The sequence below is a fragment of the Ruegeria sp. O5 genome (assembly GCF_056535105.1).
In genome coordinates, this window is record NZ_JBQERN010000002.1 from 212,531 (window position 1) to 238,494 (window position 25,964).

The window sequence follows — 25,964 nt, forward strand, 5'->3', positions numbered from 1 at the left end:
ATCCTGTGCCTTCCAGCCCCCGTTAAGGGGGAGGAAACGCAGTTTTTTATCCTTTTTGGCAGACCTGTGACACGTCTAATCTCGGCTATCGGTGATTGGTGCCGGATTGACGGATAAAGGAGATTAGGACATGGGCAAGCGCGACGAGCTGATCGCCAAATACGCTGAAGATCTGAAAAACAAATGTGGGATGAACCCCGATATGGACCTGCTGACCAAGGTCACAATCGGTTGCGGCCCGGCGATTTATGACGCAGATGCGGCAACTGTTGCAGCCAGCCAGGAGTCCGAGTTGGAAACCGTCAAAAACAACTTCCTGATCAAGAAACTGGGCCTGTCCGATGGTCCCGAGCTGATGGCAGCGATCAACAAAGCCATGGAAACCTATGGCATGTCCGAGCGCAACAAATACCGCGCCGTGGTCTATTACATGCTGACCAAGCATTTCGGAAAAGAAGCCGTTTACGGCTGATCTTTCCGCGCATTCCTGAAACGCCTGTCGTCTTCCCGGCGGGCGTTTTGTATTTGAGTTGTTTTTTAAGGACTTGGCGTTTGAAATGCTGGGCGCGGGTGGGCTAAGGTCAAACCGTGACCAGGACGGTCAGAACCAGACATTTCCATACGCGTGTGGTGAGTAGGGAGCACGCGGGGGTAGGGAAGGTTCTGTATCGTCAGAACCTTCCCTCATTATTCATCTGAACTCTTTTAGGATACGCGCGATAAGGTTTTCTGCGCTGTCAGGCTGAACGGTTGAATTGTCGTCCACATTTCCGCCGCTGCCTTCCAGATAAACCTCGATCCGCCCCGGGCGCGTCTTGCTGCCCGAGCTTGTGAAGTCCCGTGCGATACCCCCAAGTGCATCGGCGGCCATCGCGGCGTTTTCGGCGTCATCGGGATGGTAAAACCGGACCTGGGTTTCTCGGACCCGGTATCCCACCCGAGCTGTTGCCACCACCGTTGCCTGACCTCGGGCAAGCAGTTCCAATGCCCGGTTGCTGGTCTCTTGCGAAACTCTCGACGGTACAAAAAGCGAGACCTCCAGACCAATGGCTGGCGTCAAAAGAAGTGGTTTCAACTCGGTGTAGGGTCGAATGGCGGGTGTGTCGATCTCTGGCGGAATAGGATCATGGGCTACCAGCAACATTTGCGATAACCCGCCCTTGTTCAGCGGATTGAGATTGCGAAATCGTGGATCAAACCGGGCCGGAATCGCGGCTTGAATGTCTGAAGCAGTTGCAACAGCCAACATGGGTTCCATCTGGGCAGGAATGAAAATCTTGGGCGGCGTTAAGGAAACTTCCGGCTTCTCCGTTGCCGCTTCAGGATTCGGGCCGGTTGCAAACTCGCTTTCCGGCATGACAGTGTTTTCCGGTTCCTGGGCGGGCGTTGCATCGGATTGATCCAAAATTACCGGATCGACGGACTCGCTATTTGGCTTGTCCAACGGTTCGCTGACGTCGGCGGGGATTGAGAAAGGCTCAGGCTCGGAGGCCCCTGAAACCAAAAGATCCTCTGGCGAAGGGGCGTCTTTCGGGTCCGGCAGGCTGGTGGTTGCAGCCTCAGGCGGTTCTTCGGGGACCAGAAAGGTTTCAGAAAGCGCATTCAGAACAGCCTGATCTTCTGCGTCTGCGGATGGCCAGTCATCAAAAAGATTTGCAACGACCCATTGCAAGGCGGCCCCACACAAAAGGGCAAGCAGTACTAACGCGACCCAAGTTTTCCGTTTTTTTCTGACGCGCGGTTTGTCCAGATATAGCGAACGGACCCGCTCGGAAACGATCTGCTCAGTATCTGTATCATCCGGAGGGGGAGGATTGTCTGTCTGGACAGATGTCGAAACAGGTTCTTCCTGCGCCTTCGCAAGCACCGACGCGCGCTTTTCCCGCGCCTCTTTCAGGCGCGCTTCCCAGGTTTTCGTGCTTTTCGCAGCAACGGTGTTATCGAGTGTCCCGTTGCCGTTTTCAGTGTCAGACACGGGGTTCAAACTTTCAAAACATATCGAATTTATCCGAACAACACCAAGCGGTTACGACCAGAGCAATCATAACCTTCAGATCCCTACCCGGCGTAGCCCTTGGAAACATAACACCTTGCCGGACGTTTGAGAAGTTTTGCACCTGATACAGGACGGCAGGTTAATCCGGCTGCGTTTCACCCAAGGCGCAAACCACTTTCCATTGATCGTCTGTTACCGGCTGAACCGACAAACGAGAGTTTTTCACCAGCACCATGTCGGAAAGCCGTTCGTCGGCCTTGATCTGGTCCAGTGTCACGGGTTTGGAAAAGGGTCGGACGGCCTTGATATCCACGCATTCCCAGCGCTCATCATCGGTGGAACTGTCGGGATGTGCCTCGGCGCATACTTCGACAATACCCACAACCGATTTGTCCTTTTGAGAGTGGTAGAAGAACCCCCAATCCCCAATGGCCATCTGACGCATGAAATTGCGCGCCTGATAGTTGCGCACACCGTCCCATTCCTCGCCCGTGTCCCCCTTGGCCATTTGCTGGTCCCAGCTCCAGGTCGAAGGTTCGGACTTGAAAAGCCAATACGCCATCAGCCGATTACCTTTTTCCAGGGAATCAGCTCAACCGACTGGAACAATCCTGCCTTCGCATAGGGGTCATTATCTGCCCAGTTTTGCGCAGCAGCCAGATCTTCGACGTCGAGCACAACCAGCGAACCGATCATGGCGTCGCCATCCAGCAGCGGCCCTGCCTGCGATACAACACCCGTTTCTTCGATATAGGCCAGATGGGCCGCGCGATTGTCCAACCGGGTTTGCAGTGCCCCGGCTCTGTCACGGGCGATGAGTGCGATCAGCATGTTATTCCTCCTTGAGTGGGCGATTGAGCAGATTTTGGATGGCCTCGGTCACACTGTAGGCACCATGGCTCAGATCCGCCACAGTTGTACTGATGGGCATGTCCAGCCCTTCCTTGACGGCAATCTCTGACATGGCGCGCGCGGTGGCGACGCCTTCGACGGTAGTATGTTGGTCAAATGGTTGGCTCAGACCCAAACTAAGGCCAAAACGGTAGTTTCGGGACAGTTCTGAGGAGCAGGTCAACACCAGATCCCCAAGCCCGGACAAACCCATCAGGGTGTCAGGACGCGCGCCACGCAGGGTGGCAAAGCGCTGCATTTCCGCAAAACCGCGAGTCATCAACGCGGCCCGGGCGCTGTCCCCCAACCCCGCGCCGATTGCTGCGCCGCAACCGATGGCCATGATGTTCTTCAGCGCCCCGCCAAGTTCAGCACCTATGGTGTCAGTGGTCCGATAGAGGCGCAGATTCGCAGTGGCCAGTTTGGTCTGCAATGCTTTGCCAAGATTCGTATCACCGCAAGCCAGCGTTAACGCAGTGGGTAAACCGCGCGCTATGTCATCAGCAAAACTGGGTCCTGTCAGCAAAGCGATCGGGGCGTCGGGGACAACATCCCTGATGACCGCAACGGGCCCGAGGCCAGAATCCAACTCTATCCCCTTACAGCAAGCGACCAATGTCTTGCCGCGCAGCACCGGGGCGTGATCCTGCAAGGCGCTGCGCAATTGCTGCATAGGAACAGCCAAAAGCAGAATGTCAGCCTTCGACGCCTCAGCGATATTTGCGGTTACGGCGATGTTCGTGGGTAAGGAAACCCCAGGCAGCCGGGTGGAGTTTTCGCGCGTCTCGTGCATCTGCCGCGCCTGATCGGCGTTTCTGGACCACAGCGTTACCGGCCCGTTGCCTGATAGCGAGATCGCCAAAGCGGTACCAAACGCGCCGGATCCCAGGACAGATATGTTCATGCCTTGGCCCCTTTCTTACCGCTGCCCAGCATGGCCGGGCTGCGTTGATCCAGCGGCCAGCGGGGGCGGGCAATCAGGTCCAGACCGTCGCGCGCGCCGGTGCGAAAGCGTTCAAGACCCGCATAGGCAATCATCGCGGCATTGTCCGTGCACAAAGCCAGCGGAGGTGCCGTAAACCGGGCACCTTTCTGGGCACAAACAGACTCTAACGCTGTCCGAATGGCCGAATTCGCCGCCACCCCACCTGCGACCGCGACAACGGGATCAACAGGGTTGTGATCAAGGTACAGATCAATCGCGCGGCGGGTTTTCTCGGCTAATGTGTCCACAATGGCCTGCTGGAACCCTGCGCACAGATCAGCACGGTCCTGACGGGTCAGCCCACCCTTATCGGCCACGATCTGGTCGCGCATCCGCATCAACGCTGTTTTCAGCCCCGAAAAAGACAGGTCACAGCCGGGCCGGTCGAGCAGTGGCCTGGGAAAGCGGAACCGCTGGGGATTACCATCACGGGACTCAGCCTCGACAGACGGGCCGCCGGGTTGCGGCAGGCCCAGCAGGCGAGCGGTCTTGTCAAAGGCTTCCCCAGGTGCGTCGTCGATTGTACCGCCCAGGCGGGTAAACTGCTCGGGGGTATGGGCGATCAGGTATTGGCAATGGCCGCCCGACACCAGAAGCATGAGGTAAGGGAAGGCGATGCCGTCCGTCAGGCGGGGTGTCAGGGCGTGACCGGCAAGATGATTGACGCCAATCAGCGGCAGGCCCGTGGCGGCGCTCAGCCCTTTGGCGCACATGACACCGGACATGACCCCTCCGATCAGACCGGGCCCGGCGGTGACGGCAATGGCGTCCAGGTCGCGAAGTGACAGACCAGCGGCCTCCAGCGCCTGCACGACGCAGACATCCAGCTTTTCGGCATGCGCACGGGCCGCAATCTCGGGCACAACACCGCCAAAGGCGCTGTGCAGATCGGTTTGACCGTGCACCACAGAAGACAGGATTTCGGCTTTGGCACCTTCGGTCTGGCGCACGACCGCTGCGGCTGTGTCGTCACAGCTGCTTTCCAAACCCAATACGGTAAGTGTTTGCACCATCACCCTGATCCGTTGCATCATGTATATACGGCGGGGTATCACCCTGCGCGGATGCAAACAATCCTGAAGGGTCAAGGCGCCACACGTTGTTTTTGTTGATGACCCGCCCTCGCTCCGCCTCGGAAAGGTTTGTCGAGCAGCTGCCAACCGGCGTCAGATCCCGGGTTCAGGTCCTCTATTCGCCGATCATGGAAATCCGGCCTCTGCCAGTTGCGGTGGATACCAAAGGTGTAAAGGGACTGATCTTTACATCGGCCAATGCGGTGAATGCGGCGGTCTCGAAAGGTGTTGACCGCACTCTGCCGGCCTATTGCGTGGGACCCGCAACAACCGGTACCGCGAAAGGGTATGGGTGGCAGGCCAAGATGGTTGGAACCACGGCAGAAGAATTGGTCGGGCATCTGCTCAAGCATCGGCCCAAAAGCCCCCTTTTGCACCTGCGGGGTGAGCATACACGGGGCAATGTCGCTGGCAGCCTGACCGAATCTGGTCTGACCGTTCGGGAACAGCCGGTCTATCAGCAGCGATTGTTGCCGCTAACACCCGAGGCAACCGAGGTCGCCAGAGGAGATCAGCCTATTATTGCTCCGCTTTTCTCGCCGCGTACGGCGCGACATTTTGCCGATATCTGGGCCGGATCAGCCCCCCTTTGGCTGGTTGCGATCAGCCAGGCTACGGCTGATCCCCTTTATTCCTTGGGCTATGAGCACCTGAAGATCGCAAAACATCCGACACCGAAGAAAATGCGTAAAGCTGTTAAAAAGCTTGCGAAACATGTGTTGCGGGTTGAGGGAGGCGAGGTCCCCGATTAACTTAACCTGGGCTGTTATTCATCTGAATTTGGATTCGATAAGGGGAATATTGCGGTGGCTGGTAAGAAGAAATCCGATCAAAAGCCGGTGGAACCCCTCCTAGCGGATGATGCAGTTGAAACTGATCTGCGGCAGGACGATACGCCTGTTGACCCGACTGAACCTGTAGAAGAAGACCTGTCCGAAGCCGAAGCCGAAGCCGAAGCCGAAGCCGAAGCCGAAGCCGAAGCCGAAGCCGAAGCCGAAGCCGAAGCCGAAGCCGAAGCCGAAGCCCCGGTCACTGAAAAGACCGTCGAACGCGTAGTTGAAAAACGTGGCGGTTTCGTTCCGGCCCTGTTGGGGGGCGCGCTGGCTGCCGTTGCAGGTTTCGCGCTGGGCAACGGAGGGCTGTTGCCAACCAGCCCGGACAACTCGGGAGCGCTGGCAGAGCTGGAAGCAAAGCTGACAGAGCAGTCGGACCAGATCGCCAAACTGTCACAGGCGCTTGCAAACAGCCCTGATGTGTCTGGACTGGCAGATCAGGTCAAAACGTTGTCGGACAAGCTGACACCGGTTGAAGGCGACCTGAGCACGGTAAAATCCTCGGTCGATGCGCTGTCCGGTCAGGTCGCGCCATTGACGGACCGGATCGCTGCGCTGGAAAAAGCCCCGATTGCCTCCACTGCCTCGCCCGAGGCAACCGCCGCGTTTGAGGCGGAACTGAAGAAACTTCAGGATTCGCTGGCAGCGCAACGGGCTGAAGTCGAAAAAATGGTTTCGGACGCTCAGGCCCTTGAAGCGAAAGCCTCGGCAGAAGCACAAGCCGCAACGAATGCTGCCACTCTGGCGCGCCTGCGTGGGCAGCTGGATACCGGCCAGCCTTTTTCGGAACTGGTTGCTGAATTGAAGGCAGGCGGCGTGAATGTGCCGGACGCCCTGTCCGGCCCGTCGGAAAAAGGCGTGGAAACACTGACCGCGCTTCGGGCGTCGTTCGAGCCTGCGGCGCGAGATGCATTGGCCGAGGCGCGCGAGGCTGAAAAAGGAACGGGTTTGGTCGCCTTCCTGCAACGCCAAACGGGCGCCCGTTCCGTCACGCCTCAGGAAGGTGATGGTCCAGACGCTGTTCTGTCGCGCGCGCAGGCTGCGCTGGCAGATGGCGACCTGACCAAAGCGTTGAATGAACTGAAATCACTTCCCGAAGTGGCGCGGGCTGCGATGGCCGATTGGGAGCAGGCGGCCGGGATACGAGCCGCCGCCGTTGACGCCGTGAATACGCTGGCTTCCAGCCTGAACTCGAACTGAAGGACCTGCCATGCTGTGGTCATTGTTTAAGATCCTCGTTTTTGTTGCGATTATCGGCCTGCTGGCGCTGGGCGGTCACTTCCTGATGCAAACCAGTGGTGGGGTGCAGATCACGGTCGCGGGCACGGAATTCACCCTTGGGCCGCTTCAGTCGGTGATTGCGCTGGGTGTTCTGGTATTTGCGGTCTGGCTGTTCTTCAAACTGCTCAGCCTTTTGGTTGCGACGCTCAAATTCCTCAACGGCGACGAAACCGCCCTGTCGCGTTATTTCGACCGCAGCCGGGAACAGCGCGGCTATCAGGCGCTGGCCGATGGGTTGATGGCGTTGGCCTCGGGCGAGGGGCGCATTGCCATGACCAAGGCCAGTAAAGCCGAAAAGCTGTTGAACAAGCCGGAACTGACGGATCTACTGGTGGCGCAGGCTGCCGAGATGACGGGTGACACCAAGAAAGCTTCGGACACCTACAAGAAACTGGTGACAAACAGTGCGACCCGGTTTGTCGGGGTACGCGGTATCATGAAACAGAAGCTGGCCGAAGGGGATGATGAAACCGCCCGCAAGCTGGCCGAAAAGGCACTGGCCATCAAACCGCGCCACGAAGAAACACAGGATGTTCTGCTTAATTTGCAGACCAAGGCGCAGGATTGGGCCGGTGCCCGGTCGACGCTGACGTCCAAGTTGAAAGCAGGGTATCTGCCGCGCGACGTATTCAAACGCCGCGATGCGGTTCTGGCGCTGTCCGAAGCCAAAGGAATCCTGGATGAAGGCGCAACTGTCGAGCAACAGGAGCGCGCGATCGAAGCCAATCGCCTGTCGCCCGATCTGGTGCCTGCCGCCGCAATGGCGGCCCGCGCGTATATCGCCAAGGGGAAGTCCCGGGCAGCGACCAAGATCTTGAAAAAAGCGTGGGAGGTTCGTCCGCATCCGGATCTGGCCCATGCCTTTGCCGAGATCGAGCCGGATGAAACCCCGGAACAAAGGGTCAGGCGTTTCACGGCACTGACCCGCATTCATCCTGAAAACATGGAAACCCGTTTGATCCTGGCCGAGCTGAACATTGTGGCCGAAGACTTTCCCGAAGCCCGCCGTGCCTTGGGTGATGTTGTCGAAAAACGGGGTGATGCGCGCGCCTATACATTGATGGCTGCCGTTGAGCGCGGCGAGGGTGCCACGGACGCTGTTGTCCAAGGTTGGCTTGCCAAGGCACTGAACGCGCCGCGCGGCCCGCAATGGGTGTGCGACAACTGTCATGACATTCAACCCGAATGGGGACCTGTCTGTCAGAACTGCCACAGCTTCGATACGCTCAGCTGGCAGACGCCACAGACACCCGAGATTTCAACAGCAACTGGGGTTCACATGTTGCCCCTGATCGTCGGTGCACTTGAAAACCAGACTGAAGAACCCGAAACAGTCGAGCCTGCGGAAGACGACGATGTGGTTGAAGTCACAGTGGATGCCGTAGAGGTCGCGGACGATGCAGAGGCTCAGAAACAGGTCTGAGCCCTGCTGTTGCTAACTGTGAATTGTCGCAATCAATTCGGTTTGCTAACGTCATCCTCGCGTCGGGGAGGGCGTTCAAATCCAAATGCTGGACTACTCTCACAACACTTGGTTGGTGGTGGCTTCGCTTGCCGTGGCGCTCATGGCCGGGTTCACGGGTCTGTACCTGACGCATGGCGCGTCCAGGCTGGATAGCCAGCGACGCAAGTTCGTGGTGGCATTGGCCGCTGTCATTCTGGGCGGCGGCATCTGGTCGATGCATTTCGTGGCGATGCTGGGGCTGCAACTGCCAATCCTGTTCTACTATGATGCCCTGATCACCCTTATGTCGGCACTGGTCGCGATCCTGATGGTAGGGCTGGCGTTGCTGCTGCTGCATTTCCGACCGCGTTCGGTTCAGACGATGATCGGATCTGGTGTGGTTGTCGGACTGGGCATCGTCGCGATGCACTATGTCGGGATGGCTGGTATGCAGCTTTGCCGCCCCGTCTATGATGTTTTCGACGTTGCTCTGTCAGCGCTGGCATCGGTAATCTTGTCGGTGTCTGCAATTTGGGTGGCTTATGGCAACCGGACTCAACGAAACATCCTGCTCGGCACGGTTTGTTTCGGGCTGGCGGTGTTCACCATGCATTTTGTTGCCACGGGCCTGACTGATTTCGTCGCGAGCGACAGCCTCGGCGGGGCGGGTCCAGCGCTGGATAATCAGGTTTTGGCAATGGGGGTGACGGTATCCGTCTTTCTGATCTGTGGTGCTTTCCTGTTGACCGGTATTACGTTCATAGAGCCAAAGCCCGTGACTGCACCTGCCTCAGGACCTGTGTTGGAACCCACCCCAATGCGCGCTGGTGTTCCGTATGAGCGCGAAGGCCAGACTTTTTTTGCGCATCCCGCGCGGATCGCCGCAATTCGGGCCGAAGGGCATTACACGGTACTCTATATGGATGCAGAGAAACTGTTCTGCCCCTGGTCGATCACCGATGCGGAAACGCGGCTTTTGCCCGAAGGGTTCCTGCGGGCGCATCGCAGTTATCTGGTGAACCCGAAACACGTCTCGCGATTTGAACGTCACAAGGACAACGGCACCTGTTATTTCGATGGTGTTGACGCGCTGAGCAAGGTGCCGGTCAGCCGGTCCCGCCTGACAGATATTCGCGAGGCACTGGGGGTCTAGGCGCAACTCGTGCAGTTCTTTCGCATTTCGTGAAACAAGCCGCGCGCTCCGTTTTCCTTAACTGGATCAGTTAAATCCGCCGTTCTTTCCTTACCTCAGGTCCCCCAAGGCATATCGCCCGGACCCAGGGAGGAAAAACATGATACCAGCCGGCTTTGAGTATCACCGGCCAGGCGACATTGCCTCGGCCATCGGCATTCTACAGGAATATGGCGACGAGGCGCGCGTGATCGCGGGCGGGCATAGCCTGATCCCGATGATGAAGCTTCGCATGGCCGAGATGGGTCATCTGGTCGATCTTCAGGCCATTGAAGAACTCAAGGGGATAGAGGTCGGGCCTGACACCGTTACTTTGGGTGCGATGGTCACGCAGCACGAGCTGATCACCCACAGCGGTCTGGCCGAAGCCATTCCGTTGATCCGCGAGGCGGCGCTTCAGATTGCGGATCCGCAAGTGCGGTACATGGGCACTGTCGGTGGCAATGTAGCCAATGGTGACCCGGGCAATGACATGCCGGGTCTGATGCAATGCTTGAACGCCGCGTTCGAGTTGTCCGGCCCGGACGGGAACCGGACAGTTGCCGCGCGTGATTTTTATGAGGCCGCGTATTTCACCGCCCGCGAAGACGAAGAAATCCTGATCCGGATTTCGATCCCTGTGCCGGGTGCAGGCGTGGGGCAGGCCTATCAAAAGCAAAAGCGCAAGATAGGAGATTATGCGACCGCCGCCGCGGCTGTGATGGTTGGCAACGGTCAGGCCTCGGTTGCGATGACCAATCTGGCCGACACGCCCATCTGGTCGGATGAGTCCAGCACCGCGCTGGCCGGGGGTGATGTCGAAGGGTGCGTTGCCGCAATGCTAGACGCAATCGATCCGGTCGCTGACAACCGCGGCCCCGTCGAATTCAAGAAACACGTGGCAGCCGTGGTGCTGCGCCGCGCCATCGACCGTGCGCAAAGCCGCGCGGGCTGAGGGAGAGGGAACCAATGTCGAAAATGCATGTCAAACTGACCGTAAACGGCAAGCAGGTTGAAGATCTGGCCGAGCCGCGCACGCTGCTGATCCACTTCCTGCGGGAAGACCTGAAAATCACCGGCCCACATATCGGGTGTGAAACCAGCCACTGCGGTGCCTGCACCGTGGATATCGACGGCAAGTCGGTCAAATCCTGCACCGCCTTTGTAGCGCAGGTAAACGGTGCTGAGATTACAACCGTTGAAGGCCTGACCAATGATGATGGCAGCCTTGGAGTGTTGCAGGAAATGTTTCGCGAACATCACGGGCTGCAATGTGGGTTCTGCACGCCGGGCATGATCACCCGGGCGCATCGTCTGTTGCAGGAGAATCCGAACCCGACCGAGGAGGAAATCCGTTTCGGCATGGCCGGAAACCTGTGCCGCTGCACGGGATACCAGAATATCGTCAAAGCGATCTCGGCCTCGGCTGATTTGCTCAATGCACAGAAGGAGGCCGCGGAATGACCGACCAGACTCTGACCCCCGAAGAACGCGCTGCCAACCTCAAAGGTATGGGCTGCGCCCGAAAGCGCGTCGAGGACGTGCGTTTCACTCAAGGCAAGGGTAATTACGTTGATGACATCAAGTTGGACGGGATGCTGTTTGGCGATTTTGTGCGCTCCCCCTACGCACATGCCCGCGTCATCAGCGTGAACAAAGAGGCGGCCTTGGCACTGCCCGGCGTGATCGCCGTTTTGACCGCCGAAGACCTGTCGCCTTTGGGATTGCACTGGATGCCGACACTGGCCGGTGACAAGCAGATGGTGCTGGCCGATGGCAAGGTGTTGTTTCAGGGCCAGGAAGTTGCCTATGTCGTGGCCGAAGACCGCTATGTCGCGGCAGATGCCGTTGAACTGGTCGAGGTCGAATACGAAGAGCTTCCTGTCATCACGGACCCGTTCGAATCGTTGAAGTCGGACGTGGTGCTCCGCGAAGACCTGGAAGGTCAGACCGAAGGCGCACATGGTCCGCGCAAACATCACAACCACATCTTTACGTGGGAACAGGGCGACAAGGACGCGACCGAAGCTGTGCTGGCCGAGGCGGACGTGGTCGCCGAAAAGATGATCTATTACCACCGCACCCATCCGTGCCCGCTTGAGACCTGCGGTTGCGTGGCGTCGATGGACAAGGTGACTGGCAAGCTGACTCTGTACGGGACGTTCCAGGCCCCCCATGCAATCCGGACAGTTGTGTCTCTGATTTCGGGGCTGGCCGAGCATAATATCCGCGTGATCAGCCCCGATATCGGTGGTGGGTTTGGCAACAAGGTGGGGGCTTACGCAGGCTATGTGTGTTCGGTGGTGGCCTCGATCGTTACCGGCAAGCCGGTGAAGTGGGTCGAGGACCGGATGGAAAACCTGATGTCCACTGCCTTTGCCCGCGACTACTGGATGCAGGGGAAGATTGCCGCCACCAAGGATGGCAAGATCACCGGATTGTGGTGTCACACCACGGCGGATCATGGTGGTTTCGACGCTTGTGCCGATCCGACCAAATTCCCTGCCGGCTTCATGAATATCTGCACCGGGTCTTATGACATCCCGACTGCCTATCTGGCGGTGGATGGTGTCTATACCAACAAGGCGCCGGGCGGTGTGGCCTATCGCTGTTCCTTCCGCGTAACCGAAGCTGCCTATTTCATCGAACGCATGATCGAGGTTCTGGCCATCAAGCTGAACATGGACGCGGCCGAGCTGCGCCGGATCAACTTCATCCGCAAAGATCAGTTCCCGTATCAGTCGGCGCTGGGCTGGGAATATGACTCGGGCGATTATCACACCGCCTGGGACAAGGCGCTGAAGGCCGTGAACTATGAGGGTCTGCGGGCGGAACAGGCGCAGCGGATCGCAGATTTCAAGGCTGGGAAAACGCGCAAGCTGCTGGGCATCGGCCTGACACATTTCACGGAAATCGTCGGGGCCGGACCGGTGAAGAACTGCGATATCCTCGGGCTGGGAATGTTCGACAGCTGCGAGATTCGCATTCATCCGACCGGATCAGCGATTGCGCGGCTGGGGACGATCAGTCAAGGGCAGGGCCACGCCACAACCTTTGCCCAGATCATCGCCAGTGAAATCGGCCTGCCCGCCGATGACATCACGCTGGAAGAGGGTGACACGGATACCGCACCTTACGGGCTTGGGACTTATGGGTCCCGGTCTACTCCGGTCGCTGGTGCGGCCACGGCGATGGCGGCCCGCAAAATTCGGGCAAAAGCCCAGATGATCGCGGCCTATCTGCTGGAGGTACACGACAATGACGTCGAATGGGACGTGGATCGCTTTGCTGTCAAAGGCGCGCCGGAGCGGTTCAAGACCATGAAGGAAATCGCATTCGCCGCCTATAATCAGGCCATTCCTGGGCTGGAGCCGGGTCTGGAGGCCGTCAGTTACTATGACCCGCCCAATATGACTTATCCGTTCGGAGCCTATATCTGTGTCATGGAGATTGACGTGGATACTGGTGAATGGGAAGTCCGGCAGTTCTATGCGCTGGATGACTGCGGTACTCGGATCAACCCGATGATCATCGAGGGGCAGGTCCATGGGGGTGTGACCGAGGCACTGGCCATCGCGATGGGTCAGGAGATTGCCTATGATGACATGGGCAATGTGAAAACCGGTACGCTGATGGACTTTTTCCTGCCAACCGCGTGGGAGACGCCGAACTATACCACTGACCATACGGTGACCCCATCCCCGCACCATCCGATTGGCGCAAAGGGTGTGGGGGAAAGCCCGAATGTCGGCGGTGTGCCTGCGTTTTCAAACGCAGTGCATGACGCGTTCCGGCCTTTTGGGTTGGTGCAGAGCCATATGCCGCACGATCACTGGCGGATTTGGAAGATTGCCAATGGTCTGGGGATGCATGGGTGATTGGGATCGGACCGGCTGTTGCCCGTCCGACTGGACGGAGGGGGCTCTGCCCCCTCCGAACCTCCCCCGGGATATTTGGGGCCAGATGAAGATAGGATCCTGGTTTTGACCTTGAACGACGTGCAGAACGGGTTGGCCGCGCAGGGCTATGTTGCCGATGATCGGTTGGTCATGGCGCTGCATCTGGCGCGGAAACTTGGGCGCCCTTTGTTGCTGGAGGGGCCGGCGGGTGTGGGGAAAACCGAAGTTGCGAAAGCGGTGGCAGCCTGGCGCGATACGCGATTGATACGTCTGCAATGCTACGAAGGTCTGGATGCCAGTCATGCCATCTATGAATGGAACTATCAGCGACAGCTATTGGCGATCCGGGCGAGCGAAGCGCAGGGTGGCGTCGCGGAGGCGCAGCTGTTTTCGGATGAATATTTGCTGAAAAGGCCTTTGTTAGAGGCTATCTCGGAAACGAAACCTCCGGTTCTGTTGATTGATGAGATTGATCGGGCGGATGAGGAGTTCGAAGCCTATCTTCTGGAAATCCTGTCAGACTTTCAGATCACCATACCCGAGTTGGGAACGGTGCAGGCACATGTGCGGCCTGTCGTCATTCTGACGGCCAACGGGACACGGGATTTGTCGGATGCACTGCGCAGAAGGTGTTTGTACAGCTTTCTTGACTATCCTTCGAGGGAGACCGAACTGGCAATCCTGCGGGCACGCCTGCCTGAAATTGAGGGGATTCTGGCGCGTCAGATCATCGGTGTTGTACAGGCGCTGCGTCAGGAAGATCTTGAGAAGAAACCGGGCATCGCCGAAATGCTGGATTGGGCAGCAGCCCTGTCCGGGTTGGGTGTTAATGATCTGGCCAAATCCCGCGAAGACGTGCAGGCGTCACTGGTGTGTTTGCTGAAAACTGCCGCAGATTACAATGCGGCACCGCCCGAGGTGATGGATCGCCTGATTGGAAAGGTCGCGTGATGCAGGTTACGCGCTTTCCCTCTCGGGCCTCGGGTCTTGCCGACCGTATGTCGGGTTTCATAGCGCATTTGCGAATGAACGGTATGCAATTGGGGGCGTCGGATGCGGGGGACGTGCTTGCCGCCTTGTCCGAAGTGGATGCAACGGATGCCAAACAGGCCCGGCAAGCCATGTGCGCGGTATTGACCGGAGATGCGGAAGATTGGCGCCGATTTGATGAACTGTTCGACGCCTATTGGTTCAACGCTGGCGCACAGCGTTCGGGAAAAGCGAAAAACAAGCATGTGCGGGTGCAGTCCGCCAAGCCAATGATCTGGCAGACCAAAACTCAGGGTGAGGACGAACCACGATCCGGGTCGGAGCAAGAGGCCACTCTGCCTGACTGCGGTGAAGGGGAAGCCGAAGGGGTGGACGGCAAGTTGATCGCCACGCGAACGGCCAACCTGTCACGCCGGGACTTGCGAGAGTTGATGGATGAAGAGGCCCTAAAACAGGCTGAAACAGCCGCGCTGACCTTGGCGCGGGCATTTCGAGACAGGCGATCGCGCCGCCGGAAACGGGCGTTGCGCGGGGCTGTTCTGGATATGCGCCGAATACAGCGCGCCAGTCTGGCGCGTGGCGGTGAGCCGCTGGACCTGTATCGCCGAGCGCGCCCGCCGCGCCCGATGCGGATTGTGGCATTGTGCGACGTGAGTGGTTCGATGACCGCGTACTCACGCGTGTTTCTGGCTTTTCTGAAAGGGTTGACCGGCAGCGGGATCGAGGCAGATGCGTATTTGTTTCACACGCGATTGATGCGGGTAACAGATGCGTTGCGCGACCATGATACCCTCCGGGCTGCGGGTCGGTTGTCTCTGATGGCCGAAGGCTTCGGCGGCGGTACCGATATTTCCGGCAGTCTGGAGCGATTTCTGTCGGGATACGGCGCGCGGGCACTGAACGGGCGTACCGTCGTCCTGATCCTGTCGGACGGATATTGCAGTTCTGATCCGCAGGCTCTGGGGGATATGCTGGCGCGTATCAGGCGCAAGGCACGCCGGATCGTCTGGCTGAACCCCTTGAAGGGCTGGAAGGACTATCAACCTATTGCGGCAGCGATGCAGGCGGCTGAACCCTATCTGGATGCGCATTTGCCGGCCAATACACTGGATGCATTGGCGGCGCTTGAGCCGCAGTTCCAAAAGCTGTGAAAGGAGTCTGACCTTGGCGAATTTCGACATTTTTGACACCATCGATCAGCTGCGCGGAACCGGAGAGGCATTTTGTGTGGCGACGGTTTTGCGCACGGCGGATGCGACTTCGGCCAAAGCTGGGGGGAAGGCGGCGATTACCCGGGCGGGTGAAATTCTGGGGCATCTTGGCGGGGCTTGTGTGCAGCGCGCAGTCCGGGCAGCGGCGCAACAAGCTTGGGCGTCCGGGGCGCCGCAGATTATCCGTGTCAAACCTTCAGAAAAGGTGGTGAAAATGACGGATCCCGATGGTGTTCAAACGTTCAAAAGTGGGTGCCCGTCCGGCGGTACCGTTGATCTATTGGTCGAGCCCTATCAACACGCGCCCCGGCTGGTGATTTTCGGCGAGGGGTTGATTGCCAAAGCTCTGGCGGCGCATGGATCTTTGGCGGGGTTTCGTACGGTTGTCGAGGATGGGCTTGATATTGCTGGAAACCATGTGCGGTTCGCCTTGGAACAGGTCGATGTGTTGGGCGTGGAGCCGCGGGACTATGTCGTGGTGGCTGCGCAGGGGCGCAGCGATGCGTCCGCCTTGAAGGCTGCATTGGAAACCGATGCGGCACGCGTGTCGATGGTGGCCAGTCGCCGCAAGGCAGCTGCCCTGACTGCAAAGCTTATCGCCCAGGGATTGGACCCTTTGAAGGTTGAGCGCCTGAAATCTCCGGCGGGCTTGGACATATATGCCATAGACCCGCATGAGATCGCCCTGTCGATTTTGGCTGAGATCGTGATGTGGCGGAACGGTGAAAAGGCAGCAAAGGTGTCGCATGATGAAAAGCTTGCTTGAACGCCTTTACCGCATGTGGCCTGCGTGGCTGGAACAAAGGATAGCCAAGGTTGCAACGTGCGTATTCCGAAGATGTTGTTGAACAAAGGAAAGACCTGAATGGAACTGACTGATGAAATCCGTATCGCAGCGCCACGGGACGTCGTTTACCGCGCGCTTAACGATCCCGACATATTGATGGAATGCATCCCGGGATGTGAGGAATTGACGCAGAAATCACCAACCGAGCTTGAGGCGAAAGTTGTTCTGAAAATAGGCCCGGTCAAAGCGCGCTTTGCAGGTGAGGTCACATTGGACACGGCCAATGCACCAAATGGGTTTTCCTTGATGGGTGAAGGCAAAGGCGGGGCGGCTGGATTTGCCAAGGGCGGCGCAGACGTATCGTTGACCGAAGAAGGGGACGAAACCGTGCTGAAATACACGGCGAAGGTTGATGTTGGTGGCAAGATCGCTCAGCTCGGCAGTCGGCTGATTGCGGGAACCGCCAAGAAGTTGTCGGCAAAGTTCTTTACGCGGTTCGGAGAGATCGTGTCAGAGCAGTCGACTGCATGATCCGGGGCGTTCCATAGCCGAGAGGTTGTCAAAGCATGGACCACTGACGACAAGGCGGGGGAACCCGCCATCAACCGAAGTGTGGCAATCGGCGGTGACTGCAAATACTCAGTCAGGACAACACCCTTCAGCGAGAGCTGCGAGCACCCCTGTCAACGGGGGGTTGAAAATCGGGTTTTGCCCATAAAAAATTGGCTTTTCCCGAAATAACCGGTAGATTTTCTGCAAAAGGTGGAAAACACCGGAGGCAGTAAGAGAGCAGATGTCACAGGCAAAAACTCGTGTTTTGCGGACCACGATACCTGCCGGTCTTGTCGGCAAACGGGACGGTCTTTTTTTCTTGTGGGGCGAGATTGAGCGCGCCCGTTTGAAAATTGAAGACGGAGCCCACCACGACTCTGCAACGCCAGATGGGCCAAATGTAAACATGGCAGACGCAGCAAGGCGTCTGGTACAGGTGCCGGTGGACGAGTTCATATTTTATTGATGGGCAACGTCTGGATGGAAATAGCGGAATCTATTCTTTTTCAAAGATCAGGATAACTTCGCCGAGGCGTATGCCAAAGCGTGAGACGTAAGCGCGGTTTAACAGACGGTCCTCGGTCAGCAGCCACATCCAATCGTCAAAACTGACGCGCATCGTGCCATCTTTGACAGGCAGGTCAATCTTGTATTTCCAGTTGAAGGTGTCGCCCCTCTCGGTCCCGCTGGCGGTTCCCAGCACACCGGGCGCAGTACCAGTCCACGTGTCATCGCCAGTCTTTGTCAGCGTCCAGATGCGCTGTTCGGTTGCGCCGTCGTCGTAGATAAAATCCTCGACCAGTGTCAGGGTTTCCCCGTCCCATGTGCCGTCGATATCGACTTCAAATCTGCGTGGAACATTCCCAAACACATCCTGAAACTGCCCGTAAGCCACGGTCTTTCCGTCGAAGAATTCCTCGAGGTTCAGTTGCCGTTCAGACAGAAAGGTTGTCGGAACCTTCGGTTTGCCAGAGCAGGCAACCAGAAGTGCAAAGCTTGCGACGGAAACGCATGTAATCAGAGAGCGACCTGTGATCATTGCACCAGCCGCCTTTCTGAAGTGGTGCTATACTCATTTGCGCCACCTACGTGGATCGGATGTGATTTGGGGGTCGGGCGCATTGTTGCAACGAGCTCAGCAACCTTGATGCCAAACTTACGCATCTCGGAACGATTCATAATGACGCCATGTTCTGTCAGATACATCCAGTCTGTAACATCCAGTGTGTGTCCTCCTGCGTCTTTGGGCAGAATGATCCTGTAGGTCAGCTTGATCGTTGCGCCGGATATCGTGCCGTGACCTTCGCCAACGATATCCTCTGCTGTTGCCGTGAACGTATTTCTGGTGCCTAGCGTCAGATACCATTTACGGTTCATCTTTTTGCCATTTGAGTACGTGAAGAACTCGGAAAGTGTGCCGGTGTTCCCATTCCACTCACCGATCATGCGGGCCACAAAGCTGTTCGACATCCTGCCATTGGGGCCATAGATCAGACCCTCGGACAGGATTTCACCGTTCAAATGCTTCTTCAGCGAAAAAGTGGGCCCGGTACCGGCATAGTCTGACGGGCTCTGCGCACGAAAGCTCAGCAGTCGGGCGCGGACAAACATTGCAATCAGCAGAGCCAGCAGGATGATGGCGAAAGCATTCACTTGCTTGTGACCTCGGTTGGCAGGGTCAGGACCATTCCAAAGGCCCCAAGTTTCAGGATGCAGGGCAGCACCGCGTAGGCGAGATTGAGTGTATCAAGCGCTTGGGCGGAATTGGTTTGACCGGGGGTGAAGCCACTGCGCTCCAGCAATGGCAGGGTAAAAAAGGCTGCCAGGGCCAGGCCCAGCTTGCCAGCAAAGGACCAGATACCAAACGCTGTGGACGCGTTAAGACCGGCTCGGGTCAATGTGACCGAAAACATGGCGGGCAGCACGACCATATCCGCGCCCAGAGCGGCACCCGAGGCGAGGCAAATCACCGCAAAACCGGTGAGGTTCCCAGCGCTCAGTGTGGCGGCACCGATAAACCCCGCGATGGAAAGCGGCATTGCAATCATCAGTGTCTGTTTCGAGCCAATTTGGTTACTGAGCTTAGCCCAAAGCGGCACGCTTACGCCTGCGCTGAGGAAAAACAGGATCAACAGCGGCCCGGCCTTACCCTGCAATTGCAATCGGTCCTCTACGAAAAATAGAAACAGGGTCGATGTAATGGCCACGGGTAGGCTGTTGATCAAAGCCAGCACCAAAAGGCGCAAACCTCCGGCCTGGCCAAGGCTTGCGAAAGACAGACCGGATCCGGTGATTGCGGGCCGCCGCCAGATCGGAACGGTCAACAAAAGGGTTGCGACCGATAGCAGACCCAGAAACAGACCAAACGCGGGATAGCCTTGCGCGTGGGCTCCGGCAGCAACAAAAAGGGCAGGGGCACTTGCCGCGATGATAACGCCTGTCAGTTGTCCGCCTTCCCGATAAGCGGCGAGGGTCATCAACTCCTTCGCGTCAGCGCGTTTCGCCAGCGTCGCACTTCGCCCGTAGAGCAGGATAGTCCCCAGGCTATAAGCCGAAAACAACAGTATCAGAAGAACAATCAATGTCAGTACATCTGCGCCTTGTTGCAGGCTGAACAGCGCCGGAAATCCAATGGCAAGGCCGAGAGCTGCCATGGACGCAAAGACAAGCTGGCCACCGGGCCATCTATCTATCGCCCAACCGATCAGTGGGTCCTGTACCAGATCGACCAATCGGATCATCAGCAAGACGGTGCCAATCACCCCCAGTCCAATGCCCAGATTCACCGCCGCAAAACGCGGTAGATGAATGTATAGCGGGATGCCCGCCGCAGCGAGCATCAGCGCGTATAAGCTGACCCGAGGGTAAAGCATCACTTTCCCTGAAGCATCTGGGTGAAGGACGCTGACCGTGTGTTTTCGCCGAGGAAAACCGACATGAAACTGCGTTTGATGCCCGGATATGCCATTGTGCAGGTCTTTCGACCGTTCAGCCAGAAACTGACCTTGTCTGGCCCGTCGGACACCGCCAGATAGCTGTCACCCTTGGTGACACCTTTAAAACATACATCCAGTTGGTCGCCAATCGGGGCAGGGTGGCCGACGCGTTTCATCTCGTCGAGCGTCGAGTTGACCAGCGCATTCTTCTTGATGCTTTTACGGTATGTCAGCTGAAGCCCGAAATCTACACTCCAGCTGAACGAAGCACCTTTGGGTGTGTAAAGCTTGGCGTCGTAGATCGGAAACCCGAGATAGCGGAAGGTTGCAGTGCCAAGAAGCTGTGCACCATCCAACTCTTCCGTCACTGGCGAGGCAATCAACCTAGTGGGGGCCAGCAAGGAAAGGCTCAAAAGGGTCGCGCGCAGCATCCCGCTATTCGGCGGCAACAGAGATGGCCGGATCTTGTCCAAGAATGGCATAATCAGCTCCGATTATTTGCGGGGTGCCATTTATCCGCTCAACTACATGCATCGCGCTGGCGATCCCGTCTTCGTGAAATCCGTGCCGGTTATACGCACCGGCGAACCAGGTTCGGTTCTGTCCCTGTATCTCGCGAATATGCCCCTGTGCTTTCAGGGCGGCTTTGTCGAATACCGGGTGGGCAAATTCGACCTGATCATAGATTTTATCCGCTGGAATATCTGTCGAGGCGTTCAGCGTCACAAAAAGCGGGTCGTTGTCCGGTATGTTCTGTAGTCGATTCATCCAATATGTAACGCCTACGTCTCCGGCCTGTGATCGATAGGTCCAGCTGGACCAGCATGCACGCCGCTTTGGCATCTGGCCAGGATCACAATGCAGGGTGGCGGTGTTGGGTTGGTACCGAATTGCGCCCAGTGCAGCGGTTTCCGCCGGGGTGGCATTCCCGCCCAAAATGGCAAGCGATTGGTCAGAGTGGGTAGCCAGGATGATCTCATCAAACTGATCCACCGCACCCTGACTGCGGACCGTAACACCTGTCTCACTCCGGGAAATGTTCTGAACCGGACTGGCCAAACGGATTGCCGCCCCTCGTGCCCGTAGGGCGGCATCGATCCTGCGGACATATTCGATACTGCCACCTTTAACTGTGTACCACTGGTGTTGATTTGCGCGGCCACTGGCCAGAAGGGCGTGATTTCGAAAGAACTGCACCAATGAGCGTGCAGGGAACTGATCCACCAGTTCAACCGGAGTTGACCAGATCGCCCCACACATTGGCATCAGATAGTTGTGGCGGAACCAGTGTCCCAGACGAAGCTGATCCACCAACTCACCAATCGTGGTGTCGTCATCTCTTGCAGCCTCCGGAGCCTTTTTGCCAAAGCGCAGAATGTCGGCAATCATCTTGTAATAGGCAGGGCGCGCAAGATTGCGCCTCTGCGCGGTCAGGGTGCGCAGATTGTTCAAACCATATTCGATACGACCATTGTCGATTGTCGCGCCAAAACTCATTTCGCTTTCGATCACGGGAACATTGAGCTCATCAAAAAGTCGGGTCAGAAAAGGATAGGTTGCGTAGTTGAAGACGATGAAACCAGTATCCACCGGTTGATCGCCGTTCTTCCCGGCCATGACTGTGCGGGCATGGCCACCTAAACGCGGTTCCGCCTCATAGAGGGTCACGTCATTGTTTTCTGAAAGGTAGTAGGCGGCTGAAAGGCCTGAAATACCTGCACCAACAACTGCGATTTTCTTCCGTACACCCTGGGTTTCGTCGAACATTCCAGCCTCGTTATGTGGTTCTTAGAATGAAATACGCGGGGTAGGTGCAGCTGGATCAATCCGGTTGGAAGTTTTGTCAGAAGCGCGATCGCATTTGATCCAACTACGTCACGGGCCCGTAGAATATGAAACATGACTGAATCGGCCCGCGCATGAGCAGCTTTGACGGAAAAACCTATTGGATCATCGGCGCAAGCGAAGGTTTGGGTCGTGCTTTGGCTAAGGCGCTAAGCGACAGGGGCGCGCATTTGATCTTGTCGGCGCGTAGTTCTGAACGTTTGGCCGACATCTGCTCCGAGCTTCCCAATGCCCGTGCGATCCGGTGCGATGTCACTGATTTAGACTCTGTTCGCGGGGCTGTGGCCGAGGCGGGTCTGGTCGATGGGCTGGTTTACAATGCCGGCGCGTATGACCCCGTGCGCTCGGCGGATTGGGATACAGAGGCGTCGCTCAGGATGGGTGATGTAAACTATCTGGGTGCTTTGCGTGTGTTGGGTGAAACCGTCCCGGACCTTGTTAAGGCAGGTCGGGGGGATATTACGCTGATCGGGTCGCTCGCGGGCTATCACGGGTTGCCAGCGGCCATCGGATATGGGGCCAGCAAGGCGGCACTGATTTCCCTGGCGGAAACGATGCGCCATGATCTGGCGGGCACCGGCGTGACCGTGCGGATCATTAATTCCGGCTTCATCAAGACCCGTCTGACTGAGAAAAACAGCTTCAGGATGCCCATGCTGATGAGCCCCGAGGATGCGGCGGATCGTGTGGTCAAGGCGATGTTGCGGCGCCGTTTCCGTACAGATTTTCCTGCACCATTCTCGTGGTTTATCCGTCTGATTGACTATCTGCCGGATCTGTTGGTGTACCGAGGGAAATAGACCCTAACCAAACTGCCCGTGACAAAACCAGCCTGCAGACATGGTTCCGCCATGGCCATAAAACAGCCACAACCGCTCGCCCTGCTGTGTCACTACAACCCAGTAGTCCCGCACGCCGCTGCGCCAGTTCGGGTCATCCAGCCACCATTCCGGTGCGATCCGTTCCGGGCCGGTGGCCTGCGCCAGCTGCCAGTTACGCCCGCGCCAGCGAAAGGCGCTGGGCACGTCAGGGGTTTCCGGTGCCATCACCGGCTCAGGCTGCCACATCAGCAGGGGGCGGGGGCGTGGCGGCGCAGGCCAGTCGCGGGCAGGTTCCGACCATGCCGCCGCCAGCGTTTGCGCCGTTTTCTCAGGGATGTGCGAGGCCGCGGGATGGCGCCGGGTGATCGCCTCAAGCCCCACCCGCGCGCCCAGCTTGCCGATCAGATCATCCACGGCGGTGTTGCCCGCCAGCCGGTTGCGGGCCACACGGCGGGCTTCGGCATGGCCGGCCACGGTACGGGCGTGGATGGGTTCTGTCTGAACCGCCTCAAGCCGCAGCATGTCGATGCCGTAGCCTGCGTCGATCTTGTCAACTTTCATCTCTAACAAAGGGCGAATGCGGTATTTATCGTAAGTTGGGCGGGCCAGGCCGACCTCGATAACCTCAGCTGCCTGATCGGCGCGGTGCGCCTCCAGCCGCAGGGTGCGGGCACCGCGCCCCTTTTCTTCCAGCTTGGTGCAAAGCGTTGGCAGAACCCGATCAACCGCAGCCATGACATCCTCAACCAGACCAATCGGGTTGGGCAGGGTCATCCGCACCGCGAAATGGTGCGGCGGGCGGGCGGGCGAAACAGGCTCGGGCGCGCTGCCCATGGCCTGATCCAACCGCAGAACCAGCCCGCGTCCAAACCTCCGCGCAAGGCTGGCGCGGGGTTGACCCAGCAGATCGCCGATGCGGCGCAGGCCCAGACGGTTCAGCTGCACGACAACCTGATCTTCCAATCGCAGCGCGGCGATGGGCAGAGGGCTGAGTGCGCCATAAGATTGCCCCGGCGGCGCGATCCGCGCGCCTCCACCCAGAGCCCTCACTTGCGGCGCGGTGCCGCCTTTGGTCCAGTGCCGCCGTTTGCCCGCCCGGGCGCGGGTGGCACGGGCCTCCTGACTGATGGCGTCGCCATTGCGGTCGGATGTGGCCGCCTGCCCCGCATAGCGCGCCAAAGCCCAGGCTGCGCCCAGCGTGTCGGCGATACCCATTTGTACGCTGAGACCCATATCCGCGCAGTCGGTTTCAAGAACGTTCAGCAACGCCTCCTCTCCGCCAAACAGATGGGCGCAACCTGACAGATCGACGATCAGCCCGTCCGGGGCCTCTTCGGCCACCCATGGGCTGAACTTTCCCGCCCAGCGACGCAACGCGGCCAGGAACGCGGCTTCGGCCGGGGCGTTACGGTGCCGCGTGATCAGGTTGGCACACATGGCATGAGCATCCCGCACCGGCTGGCCGATACGCAGCCCGGCAGCCTGCGCATCGGCATTCACCGAGGTAATAACCTGCATGTTCGACTGTTCGGCCACGATGGCCAAAGGCCCGGTATGCAGCCCCCGCGCAGCGCGGATCAGCCGTTCAGCCCCCAGATGGGGGAACCATAGCGAAAGTATTCGGCGTTTGGGCATTTGCAGGCATCACAATGTTCTTACTTTGTTCTTAAATGAGAATCGATGCCTGAGTCGAGTCCACCCTTATCCGCAGGTCAGCCGCAGGATGATCCCGTCGCCATTCACGTACACGTTCAGCCGGTCGATGCGGTAATCCTGTGTGGCGATGCCATCCGGGCCCAGCACGCGCGACCGTGCGGGCAGGTTTGCCTGAATGTTCGAAACCGGCTGGCCAACGGTATCGGAAAAATCTTCTCCCTGACAAAAGGCCAGATCGACCGGGGCAGGTTCCGGCGGCAGCAAAGCGTCTTCGGGCGCGGGCGGGGTTTCAGCACAGGCCGCCAGAAAGAACAGGATCGGGAAAAATCGGTGCATTGGCGTTCCTCATTCTGGCAATGTCGTTTCTGCAATATCAATTAATTAGCCAACCTGCCATGAAAGCACGGTTGAAAACACCCTGTAATTGACGCAGGGTCGGGGCAAAAGTGACAGGGAGATAAGTAGCATGCGTACCCGTGCCGCCGTCGCCGTTCAGGCGGGCAAACCTTTGGAAGTGATGGATGTGAACCTCGAAGGCCCCAAGGCGGGCGAGGTTCTGGTCGAGATCAAGGCCACCGGTATCTGTCATACCGACGAATTCACCCTGTCGGGTGCCGACCCTGAAGGCTTGTTCCCGGCCATTCTGGGCCATGAAGGCGCAGGCGTCGTGGTCGAAGTGGGTCCGGGTGTAACCAGCCTGAAGCCGGGCGATCATGTGATCCCGCTTTACACGCCGGAATGCCGCGAGTGTGAATACTGTCTGCACCCCAAGACCAACCTGTGTCAGGCGATCCGGGAAACCCAAGGCAAGGGTCTGATGCCCGATGGCACCTCTCGTTTCTCGACCTTGGATGGCGATCCGATCCTGCATTACATGGGCTGCTCGACCTTCTCGAACCACACGGTTCTGCCTGAAATCGCGCTGGCCAAGGTGCGCGAGGACGCGCCGTTCGACAAGATCTGCTATATCGGCTGTGGTGTCACGACCGGTATCGGCGCGGTCATCAACACCGCCAAGGTGGAAATCGGCAGCCGCGCAATCGTGTTTGGTCTGGGCGGTATCGGCCTGAACGTCATTCAGGGCCTGCGTCTGGCCGGAGCAGACCAGATCGTCGGCGTCGACCTGAACCCCTCCAAGGTGGAAATGGCCACCAGGTTTGGCATGACAGACTTCGTGAACCCGTCTGAAGTTGAAGGCGATCTGGTGCCGTATCTCGTCAACCTGACCAAGGGCGGAGCGGATTATACGTTTGACGCCACAGGCAATGTCGGCGTGATGCGTGCAGCACTTGAATCGGCGCATAAGGGCTGGGGTGAGTCGATCATCATTGGCGTGGCACCTGCAGGGGCCGAAATTTCGACCCGGCCATTCCAGCTGGTCACCGGCCGTTCGTGGCGCGGTACCGCATTTGGTGGTGCGCGTGGGCGCACGGACGTGCCCAAGATCGTCGACTGGTACATGGAAGGCAAGATCGAGATCGACCCGATGATCACCCACACCATGGGTCTGGACGACATCAACCACGGCTTCGACCTGATGCATAAGGGCGAAAGCATTCGCTCGGTGGTTATCTACTAAGAGTAAACACCAAA

27 protein-coding genes are annotated in these 25,964 nt (G+C 58.2%); 15 read left to right on the top strand and 12 right to left on the bottom strand.

What is annotated here, in order from left to right; translation table 11 throughout:
• The first annotated feature begins 130 nt into the window (after nucleotides 1–130).
• Nucleotides 131–472, top strand: a complete 342-nt coding sequence (locus tag ACR0M3_RS05575) for a DUF2853 family protein (protein WP_267366309.1) — start codon at nucleotides 131–133, stop codon at nucleotides 470–472.
• Between the two features lie 219 nt (nucleotides 473–691).
• On the opposite strand, the gene ACR0M3_RS05580 is transcribed toward ACR0M3_RS05575, so the two are convergent.
• From ACR0M3_RS05580 to tsaD, 5 genes are all read right to left on the bottom strand, one after another.
• The gene (locus ACR0M3_RS05580; RefSeq protein ID WP_480909930.1) at nucleotides 692–1,975 is read right to left on the bottom strand and encodes a hypothetical protein; all 1,284 of its coding nucleotides are present in this window, start codon (nucleotides 1,973–1,975) and stop codon (nucleotides 692–694) included.
• A gap of 160 nt (nucleotides 1,976–2,135) precedes the next feature.
• Complete coding sequence (locus ACR0M3_RS05585; RefSeq protein ID WP_480909931.1) at nucleotides 2,136–2,558, bottom strand: EVE domain-containing protein; 423 nt, start codon at nucleotides 2,556–2,558, stop codon at nucleotides 2,136–2,138.
• Nucleotides 2,558–2,827, bottom strand: a complete 270-nt coding sequence (locus ACR0M3_RS05590) for a YciI family protein (RefSeq protein WP_480909932.1) — start codon at nucleotides 2,825–2,827, stop codon at nucleotides 2,558–2,560. The genes ACR0M3_RS05585 and ACR0M3_RS05590 overlap by 1 nt, the downstream gene beginning before the upstream one ends.
• A gap of 1 nt (nucleotide 2,828) precedes the next feature.
• Nucleotides 2,829–3,791 (bottom strand): NAD(P)H-dependent glycerol-3-phosphate dehydrogenase, encoded by a 963-nt coding sequence (locus ACR0M3_RS05595; protein ID WP_480909933.1) that lies wholly within the window; start codon nucleotides 3,789–3,791, stop codon nucleotides 2,829–2,831.
• Nucleotides 3,788–4,885, bottom strand: a complete 1,098-nt coding sequence (gene tsaD, locus ACR0M3_RS05600) for a tRNA (adenosine(37)-N6)-threonylcarbamoyltransferase complex transferase subunit TsaD (protein ID WP_480773111.1) — start codon at nucleotides 4,883–4,885, stop codon at nucleotides 3,788–3,790. The genes ACR0M3_RS05595 and tsaD overlap by 4 nt, the downstream gene beginning before the upstream one ends.
• Nucleotides 4,886–4,983: 98 nt before the next feature.
• Between tsaD and ACR0M3_RS05605 the strand changes: the two genes are divergently transcribed.
• The 12 genes from ACR0M3_RS05605 (at nucleotide 4,984) to ACR0M3_RS05660 (ending at nucleotide 17,579) form a co-directional block, all read left to right on the top strand.
• Nucleotides 4,984–5,697: a uroporphyrinogen-III synthase gene (locus ACR0M3_RS05605; protein WP_480909934.1), complete on the top strand. Its 714-nt coding sequence runs from the start codon at nucleotides 4,984–4,986 to the stop codon at nucleotides 5,695–5,697.
• A 54-nt stretch (nucleotides 5,698–5,751) separates the two neighbouring features.
• Nucleotides 5,752–6,978 (top strand): COG4223 family protein, encoded by a 1,227-nt coding sequence (locus ACR0M3_RS05610; RefSeq protein ID WP_480773008.1) that lies wholly within the window; start codon nucleotides 5,752–5,754, stop codon nucleotides 6,976–6,978.
• 10 nt (nucleotides 6,979–6,988) lie between these two features.
• The gene (locus ACR0M3_RS05615; protein ID WP_480909935.1) at nucleotides 6,989–8,482 is read left to right on the top strand and encodes a heme biosynthesis HemY N-terminal domain-containing protein; all 1,494 of its coding nucleotides are present in this window, start codon (nucleotides 6,989–6,991) and stop codon (nucleotides 8,480–8,482) included.
• An 85-nt stretch (nucleotides 8,483–8,567) separates the two neighbouring features.
• Nucleotides 8,568–9,656, top strand: a complete 1,089-nt coding sequence (locus tag ACR0M3_RS05620; protein WP_480909936.1) for an MHYT domain-containing protein — start codon at nucleotides 8,568–8,570, stop codon at nucleotides 9,654–9,656.
• Between the two features lie 139 nt (nucleotides 9,657–9,795).
• Complete coding sequence (locus ACR0M3_RS05625) at nucleotides 9,796–10,629, top strand: FAD binding domain-containing protein (RefSeq protein WP_480909937.1); 834 nt, start codon at nucleotides 9,796–9,798, stop codon at nucleotides 10,627–10,629.
• Nucleotides 10,630–10,643: 14 nt separating this feature from the next.
• Nucleotides 10,644–11,138 (top strand): (2Fe-2S)-binding protein, encoded by a 495-nt coding sequence (locus ACR0M3_RS05630; protein WP_480482631.1) that lies wholly within the window; start codon nucleotides 10,644–10,646, stop codon nucleotides 11,136–11,138.
• The gene (locus ACR0M3_RS05635; protein ID WP_480909938.1) at nucleotides 11,135–13,552 is read left to right on the top strand and encodes an aerobic carbon-monoxide dehydrogenase large subunit; all 2,418 of its coding nucleotides are present in this window, start codon (nucleotides 11,135–11,137) and stop codon (nucleotides 13,550–13,552) included. Before ACR0M3_RS05630 ends, ACR0M3_RS05635 begins: the two co-directional genes overlap by 4 nt.
• A gap of 105 nt (nucleotides 13,553–13,657) precedes the next feature.
• Nucleotides 13,658–14,524, top strand: a complete 867-nt coding sequence (locus ACR0M3_RS05640) for an AAA family ATPase (RefSeq protein WP_480909939.1) — start codon at nucleotides 13,658–13,660, stop codon at nucleotides 14,522–14,524.
• Complete coding sequence (locus ACR0M3_RS05645) at nucleotides 14,524–15,714, top strand: vWA domain-containing protein (protein ID WP_480909985.1); 1,191 nt, start codon at nucleotides 14,524–14,526, stop codon at nucleotides 15,712–15,714. Before ACR0M3_RS05640 ends, ACR0M3_RS05645 begins: the two co-directional genes overlap by 1 nt.
• 13 nt (nucleotides 15,715–15,727) lie before the next feature.
• The gene (locus ACR0M3_RS05650; protein WP_480909940.1) at nucleotides 15,728–16,540 is read left to right on the top strand and encodes an XdhC family protein; all 813 of its coding nucleotides are present in this window, start codon (nucleotides 15,728–15,730) and stop codon (nucleotides 16,538–16,540) included.
• 99 nt (nucleotides 16,541–16,639) lie between these two features.
• Nucleotides 16,640–17,092 carry an SRPBCC family protein gene (locus ACR0M3_RS05655; RefSeq protein WP_480560077.1) on the top strand — a complete coding sequence of 151 codons (453 nt, stop codon included), beginning with the start codon at nucleotides 16,640–16,642 and terminating at the stop codon, nucleotides 17,090–17,092.
• A 262-nt stretch (nucleotides 17,093–17,354) separates the two neighbouring features.
• On the top strand, nucleotides 17,355–17,579 hold the full coding sequence (locus tag ACR0M3_RS05660; protein WP_267367879.1) for a hypothetical protein: 225 nt from the start codon (nucleotides 17,355–17,357) through the stop codon (nucleotides 17,577–17,579).
• Nucleotides 17,580–17,609: 30 nt separating this feature from the next.
• Here ACR0M3_RS05660 and ACR0M3_RS05665 read toward each other — a convergent pair whose 3' ends face one another.
• Genes ACR0M3_RS05665 through ACR0M3_RS05685 form a run of 5 tightly spaced genes read right to left on the bottom strand, consistent with a single transcriptional unit; the run spans nucleotide 17,610 to nucleotide 21,816 of the window.
• Complete coding sequence (locus ACR0M3_RS05665) at nucleotides 17,610–18,152, bottom strand: DUF3833 domain-containing protein (RefSeq protein ID WP_480909941.1); 543 nt, start codon at nucleotides 18,150–18,152, stop codon at nucleotides 17,610–17,612.
• Entirely contained in the window at nucleotides 18,149–18,724 is a 576-nt protein-coding gene (locus ACR0M3_RS05670; RefSeq protein WP_480909986.1) for a DUF3833 domain-containing protein, read from the bottom strand. The genes ACR0M3_RS05665 and ACR0M3_RS05670 overlap by 4 nt, the downstream gene beginning before the upstream one ends.
• 38 nt (nucleotides 18,725–18,762) lie before the next feature.
• Nucleotides 18,763–19,986 carry an MFS transporter gene (locus ACR0M3_RS05675; RefSeq protein WP_480546878.1) on the bottom strand — a complete coding sequence of 408 codons (1,224 nt, stop codon included), beginning with the start codon at nucleotides 19,984–19,986 and terminating at the stop codon, nucleotides 18,763–18,765.
• A complete protein-coding gene (locus tag ACR0M3_RS05680; RefSeq protein ID WP_480546880.1) occupies nucleotides 19,986–20,531 on the bottom strand; it encodes a hypothetical protein in 546 nt (181 codons plus the stop codon). The genes ACR0M3_RS05675 and ACR0M3_RS05680 overlap by 1 nt, the downstream gene beginning before the upstream one ends.
• A complete protein-coding gene (locus ACR0M3_RS05685; RefSeq protein WP_480909942.1) occupies nucleotides 20,485–21,816 on the bottom strand; it encodes an NAD(P)/FAD-dependent oxidoreductase in 1,332 nt (443 codons plus the stop codon). The genes ACR0M3_RS05680 and ACR0M3_RS05685 overlap by 47 nt, the downstream gene beginning before the upstream one ends.
• A 152-nt stretch (nucleotides 21,817–21,968) precedes the next feature.
• Here ACR0M3_RS05685 and ACR0M3_RS05690 point away from each other — a divergent pair, with 152 nt between their 5' ends.
• Nucleotides 21,969–22,694, top strand: coding sequence for an SDR family NAD(P)-dependent oxidoreductase (locus ACR0M3_RS05690; RefSeq protein WP_480487906.1), 726 nt, complete (start codon nucleotides 21,969–21,971; stop codon nucleotides 22,692–22,694).
• A gap of 3 nt (nucleotides 22,695–22,697) precedes the next feature.
• Here the strand turns inward: ACR0M3_RS05690 and ACR0M3_RS05695 are convergent, their stop codons facing one another.
• Complete coding sequence (locus tag ACR0M3_RS05695) at nucleotides 22,698–24,350, bottom strand: DUF6504 family protein (RefSeq protein ID WP_480909943.1); 1,653 nt, start codon at nucleotides 24,348–24,350, stop codon at nucleotides 22,698–22,700.
• 66 nt (nucleotides 24,351–24,416) lie between these two features.
• Entirely contained in the window at nucleotides 24,417–24,707 is a 291-nt protein-coding gene (locus ACR0M3_RS05700) for an I78 family peptidase inhibitor (protein WP_267364411.1), read from the bottom strand.
• A gap of 130 nt (nucleotides 24,708–24,837) precedes the next feature.
• Here ACR0M3_RS05700 and ACR0M3_RS05705 point away from each other — a divergent pair, with 130 nt between their 5' ends.
• Nucleotides 24,838–25,950 carry an S-(hydroxymethyl)glutathione dehydrogenase/class III alcohol dehydrogenase gene (locus ACR0M3_RS05705; protein ID WP_480909944.1) on the top strand — a complete coding sequence of 371 codons (1,113 nt, stop codon included), beginning with the start codon at nucleotides 24,838–24,840 and terminating at the stop codon, nucleotides 25,948–25,950.
• Nucleotides 25,951–25,964: the final 14 nt, after the last annotated feature.

Excerpts from the sequence above, each read along its gene's own strand:
- ACR0M3_RS05575 (WP_267366309.1), top strand. The coding sequence starts at position 131 with ATGGGCAAGCGCGACGAGCTGATCGCCAAATACGCTGAAGATCTGAAA.
- ACR0M3_RS05585 (WP_480909931.1), bottom strand. The coding sequence starts at position 2,558 with ATGGCGTATTGGCTTTTCAAGTCCGAACCTTCGACCTGGAGCTGGGAC.
- ACR0M3_RS05590 (WP_480909932.1), bottom strand. The coding sequence starts at position 2,827 with ATGCTGATCGCACTCATCGCCCGTGACAGAGCCGGGGCACTGCAAACC.
- ACR0M3_RS05595 (WP_480909933.1), bottom strand. The coding sequence starts at position 3,791 with ATGAACATATCTGTCCTGGGATCCGGCGCGTTTGGTACCGCTTTGGCG.
- tsaD (WP_480773111.1), bottom strand. The coding sequence starts at position 4,885 with ATGGTGCAAACACTTACCGTATTGGGTTTGGAAAGCAGCTGTGACGAC.
- ACR0M3_RS05605 (WP_480909934.1), top strand. The coding sequence starts at position 4,984 with ATGACCCGCCCTCGCTCCGCCTCGGAAAGGTTTGTCGAGCAGCTGCCA.
- ACR0M3_RS05615 (WP_480909935.1), top strand. The coding sequence starts at position 6,989 with ATGCTGTGGTCATTGTTTAAGATCCTCGTTTTTGTTGCGATTATCGGC.
- ACR0M3_RS05620 (WP_480909936.1), top strand. The coding sequence starts at position 8,568 with ATGCTGGACTACTCTCACAACACTTGGTTGGTGGTGGCTTCGCTTGCC.
- ACR0M3_RS05625 (WP_480909937.1), top strand. The coding sequence starts at position 9,796 with ATGATACCAGCCGGCTTTGAGTATCACCGGCCAGGCGACATTGCCTCG.
- ACR0M3_RS05630 (WP_480482631.1), top strand. The coding sequence starts at position 10,644 with ATGTCGAAAATGCATGTCAAACTGACCGTAAACGGCAAGCAGGTTGAA.
- ACR0M3_RS05635 (WP_480909938.1), top strand. The coding sequence starts at position 11,135 with ATGACCGACCAGACTCTGACCCCCGAAGAACGCGCTGCCAACCTCAAA.
- ACR0M3_RS05645 (WP_480909985.1), top strand. The coding sequence starts at position 14,524 with ATGCAGGTTACGCGCTTTCCCTCTCGGGCCTCGGGTCTTGCCGACCGT.
- ACR0M3_RS05655 (WP_480560077.1), top strand. The coding sequence starts at position 16,640 with ATGGAACTGACTGATGAAATCCGTATCGCAGCGCCACGGGACGTCGTT.
- ACR0M3_RS05660 (WP_267367879.1), top strand. The coding sequence starts at position 17,355 with ATGTCACAGGCAAAAACTCGTGTTTTGCGGACCACGATACCTGCCGGT.
- ACR0M3_RS05665 (WP_480909941.1), bottom strand. The coding sequence starts at position 18,152 with ATGATCACAGGTCGCTCTCTGATTACATGCGTTTCCGTCGCAAGCTTT.
- ACR0M3_RS05670 (WP_480909986.1), bottom strand. The coding sequence starts at position 18,724 with ATGTTTGTCCGCGCCCGACTGCTGAGCTTTCGTGCGCAGAGCCCGTCA.
- ACR0M3_RS05675 (WP_480546878.1), bottom strand. The coding sequence starts at position 19,986 with ATGCTTTACCCTCGGGTCAGCTTATACGCGCTGATGCTCGCTGCGGCG.
- ACR0M3_RS05680 (WP_480546880.1), bottom strand. The coding sequence starts at position 20,531 with ATGCCATTCTTGGACAAGATCCGGCCATCTCTGTTGCCGCCGAATAGC.
- ACR0M3_RS05685 (WP_480909942.1), bottom strand. The coding sequence starts at position 21,816 with ATGTTCGACGAAACCCAGGGTGTACGGAAGAAAATCGCAGTTGTTGGT.
- ACR0M3_RS05690 (WP_480487906.1), top strand. The coding sequence starts at position 21,969 with ATGAGCAGCTTTGACGGAAAAACCTATTGGATCATCGGCGCAAGCGAA.
- ACR0M3_RS05695 (WP_480909943.1), bottom strand. The coding sequence starts at position 24,350 with ATGCCCAAACGCCGAATACTTTCGCTATGGTTCCCCCATCTGGGGGCT.
- ACR0M3_RS05700 (WP_267364411.1), bottom strand. The coding sequence starts at position 24,707 with ATGCACCGATTTTTCCCGATCCTGTTCTTTCTGGCGGCCTGTGCTGAA.
- ACR0M3_RS05705 (WP_480909944.1), top strand. The coding sequence starts at position 24,838 with ATGCGTACCCGTGCCGCCGTCGCCGTTCAGGCGGGCAAACCTTTGGAA.